3 protein-coding genes and 1 pseudogene are annotated in these 3,492 nt (G+C 43.8%); 3 read left to right on the top strand and 1 reads right to left on the bottom strand.

The genetic code is table 11. The annotated features are described in order from the left end of the window. From EWV68_RS09950 to EWV68_RS09940, 3 genes and pseudogenes are all read left to right on the top strand, one after another. A pseudogene (locus EWV68_RS09950) lies at positions 1–112 on the top strand (IS30 family transposase); the annotation flags it as partial. Next, the gene (locus tag EWV68_RS09945) at positions 96–311 is read left to right on the top strand and encodes a DUF2442 domain-containing protein (protein ID WP_287169666.1); all 216 of its coding nucleotides are present in this window, start codon (positions 96–98) and stop codon (positions 309–311) included. The pseudogene EWV68_RS09950 and the gene EWV68_RS09945, both read left to right, overlap by 17 nt. Before the next feature lie 949 nt (positions 312–1,260). Beyond that, positions 1,261–1,977 (top strand): potassium channel family protein, encoded by a 717-nt coding sequence (locus EWV68_RS09940; protein ID WP_061432687.1) that lies wholly within the window; start codon positions 1,261–1,263, stop codon positions 1,975–1,977. Here the strand turns inward: EWV68_RS09940 and EWV68_RS09935 are convergent. Beyond that, positions 1,934–3,415, bottom strand: coding sequence for a cation:proton antiporter (locus EWV68_RS09935; RefSeq protein WP_287169665.1), 1,482 nt, complete (start codon positions 3,413–3,415; stop codon positions 1,934–1,936). The two genes, EWV68_RS09940 and EWV68_RS09935, sit on opposite strands and share 44 nt — an antisense overlap. Positions 3,416–3,492: the final 77 nt, after the last annotated feature.

Here is a 3,492-nt window from a genome sequence, read left to right as displayed (position 1 = left end):
GGAAATAGCCGTAAACTTGATTAACAATCGTCCTCGAAAATGTCTTGACTATCGTACCCCGAATGAGGTATTCTATAAAGGTAGATCAGACAGTGATGCAATTCAGACTTGAATTGGCCCAACTCATCTTTACTAATGAAGAAAAGAAAATTTATGATTGTTCACCACTGCTCGATTTTGGCATCTTTCAAGAACTTAAAAACAAACAGTATTTTAATCAAGTAAAAATTTTAGATGGTACGGTAACTTGGCCGAACGAACAAGATATCTGTCCGGATACTCTCTATCTTGACTCCATTTCCCAAACCTAGAACAGTTTGATCGAGGAAACCCGACAACTTCGCATAAAATTTAGGAAGCATGAAAAGTAACGCTCCCACTGATCAGATTTTCTTTCGCTACAGCCTTTCTCAGAGAGATGAGGTTAGTTATTGTCGCTAAAATACTTGATGAGTAAGGATTACTCTGTACTTCATCTCTAGGAGAAAGAGTGAGAAATTTTCTATTTACCCGGTGATTGCTGTGGGAAGGGAAAAGTTAGAGGCAATCGGGGCAAAATGATAAGTATTCTATATACAAACACCTTCAATACTTAAAAATATTTAAATTTACAATTAGTAATATTTATTTTTACTTAAGAATTTATTGAGAATAATTTCTATTTATTTACGAGATAGCAATACTTCCAGCGATTCTGGTATAATTTTGCATTATGCTATGGTGGGTTTCTTTTGTCTTTTTTGGAATTTTTAAGGTCTAGCTTGCCTTGAAACCATTGCTAAATCTAGACTTTCCCTTTTAGCCAAACCAAACACTTTCGCCAATTATCCCTTTTTTCCCCAACAACGTTGATCTAATTTTTGTGTAGTTTTGTTGCAAAGTCAAAATTTTTTTGACAAAATGCCCGAATTGTGGTATGGACGAAATGACGGGATTTAGCATCATCTCTATCTGTTCTACCTCACCCTTAAGATAACTGCTAGAGTTGTTTTTTCTGGTATTTGAATTGATCAAAATAAATTTATTTGATGTTTTCTGTGGAGATTTTTGGGGTAAGTAGCTGGTTATAATCTAATTGAAACCACTTAATTAAGTAGCTGGTTATAATTAAATTTAAAATGGATTTTAGGTTCGATCCCCCCTGCCCCCCTTGATAAGGGGGGTGCCGATAGGCGGGGGGATCCCCCTGAATAAGGGGGGCATCTGATAATTTTTAACGCCTACCTACTTAGGCAGTATTTTGTTAAGTAAAGAGCCGCTATGTACGTTTTAATTGGTGGGGCGGGAATGGTGGGGCTAGGTTTAGCCCAACAACTTTTAGACTTGGGACACACCGTAGCCATCGTTGATCTGGACCCTTTAGCCTGTCGGTTTGCCCGGGAAAAAATTGGTGTCATGGCCTTTGAGGGGAGTGCTGTCAGCACAAAAGTTCTGCTGGAGGCGGGGATTCAACAAGCTAAAGCGGTTGTTGCCGCCCTGAGAGACGATGCCATGAATCTAGCCCTAGTCACCCTGTCTAGAAGTTATGGCATTTCCCATATTGTGGTGAGAATGTGCGATCGCGAATTTCTTGAAGCCTATCGTCTTGCTGGAGCTAGTCACATCATCAGCACGATTGATTTAGCCGTTGCCACCATGGCCAATGCGATCGAATACCCCGAAGTAGAATCGATGATGCACTTTGAACAGGGGCAAGTGGAGGTGCTAAAGCTGCCGGTCCCCAGGGATTGTTATGTAGCTGGGCGTACCGTTGCCCAAATCGCTCAAGATGCCAACTTTCCGACCGGTTCGCTGATTATTGGCTATCAGTGTCACGCTTCTGCCAGTTTAGAGATTCCCAACGGGAATACCGTCCTAGAAGCAGACTCAACTATTCTGGTGGTCACTCGTCCGGAATACGTCAAACCGATGATCGATTACCTCGGCATTCAAACTAATCATCGTCCAACGATAGAAGTTTCTCATCCAAACCTTTAACGTAAGATTGTACTAAATTTTCTGGTACAATGCGTTTGCGAAGTGCATCGCTCAAGGCTGCCTTCTCAGCGAGGAACAATCGTCGTCGAATGGCATCTAGTTGACCGTTGTTAGGCTCCATTTGCCCCGATCGAGACTGATTATAAGCATCCCGCAGCACCCGTTCCGATACCGCCACTTTTGCCTGATAAGATGCCCACAGTTCTTCGTACACTGCTTTCGGTAAAACGCCGGATTTCAGTAAATTGGCTAACTCATCTTGTGCCGCTTTCGACGCGATCAACTGCAGCTGTAACTGTCCAATCTCCCGTGTTACTGCCGAAACCTGACTAATATCGAGCTTTTTAATTAGCCAGGGTAAGGCTAATCCTTGGATGACCAGAGAAAATAACACAGCCCCAAAGACTAGCTCGATGATCAATTCCCGTCCTGTTAGAGTCAAAGGAATAGCAACCGCTAGGGCCATGGAGAGGGAACCCTTGATGTTGCCCAAAATCAGAATATGTTGCCAGCGCAAGGGGATCGGTCGATCAATCCAGCGAAGTACCCATAGTAAAGAATACACTGACAGAATACGCCCCAATTGATAAGCCAAAATGACCAGCACAATCGATGGCAAGGTTTGCCATAGGGTCAAGGGGTTGATTTCAATGCCAATGAGCAGAAAAATAAAGGTATTGACGATAAAACCGGCGTATTCCCAAAAACTGATCAGGGTAATGCGATCGGATGCAGAGGCGCTGCGAGGCAGCCCCAAGTTACCAAAGACAAGTCCGGCAATAACTACCGCTACCGCTCCCGATACACCCAAAAACTGCCCGAGTTGAAAAGCTCCCAAGGCAAGCGCAACCGTAAGCAACAGACTACTCAGCGGCTCCCGTAAGCGCACATAGATGGGCAGACACAGATAGCCTAGGACAGCGCCCACTAATCCCCCACCCAGAGCAACGATCAACACTTCCTTGATGACTTGTGTGGTGCTGATGGTTCCAGTCGCGTAAATCACCAAGAGCAAATTGAAGGTGACGAGTGCGGCTGCATCATTAAATAGTGTTTCCCCTTCCACAATAGTGGAGAGCCTAGAGGGAACCCGAATTTCTTTAAAGACGGCAATCATCGAGACAGTATCGGTGTTTGCTAGAATCACTCCCACCAGTAAGGCGGGAATCCAATCTAGCCCCAGCCCGAATTTTACCAAAACGGCAATAATCGCCGCAGAAAAAACCGAGCCGGGTCCTGCCAGCAGTGCGATCGGTTTAAAGGTACTGCGAAGACGGCTGATATCGGTATTAATCGCCGCTTCAAAAATCAGAATCGGCAGAAAAAGGTTAAGCACTAAAAACGGATCTAACCCAATACGACGAGATAAAAGATCGGTGATCGGTAATCCTGCTAAGACTGACAGGGGGACAAGCAAGCTGAAAAGCTTATGTAGCATAAAATACAGACACAGACTCCAAAAAAAGATAAGTCATATTTACCATATATGACCTAAATAACGAAAATGATAAGTGA

This window comes from Microcystis sp. M_QC_C_20170808_M9Col (assembly GCF_007095495.1).
Taxonomy (GTDB): domain Bacteria; phylum Cyanobacteriota; class Cyanobacteriia; order Cyanobacteriales; family Microcystaceae; genus Microcystis; species Microcystis aeruginosa.
The sequence above is the reverse complement of the archived record's forward strand: the minus strand, read 5'-3'. Positions and strand labels throughout refer to the sequence as shown.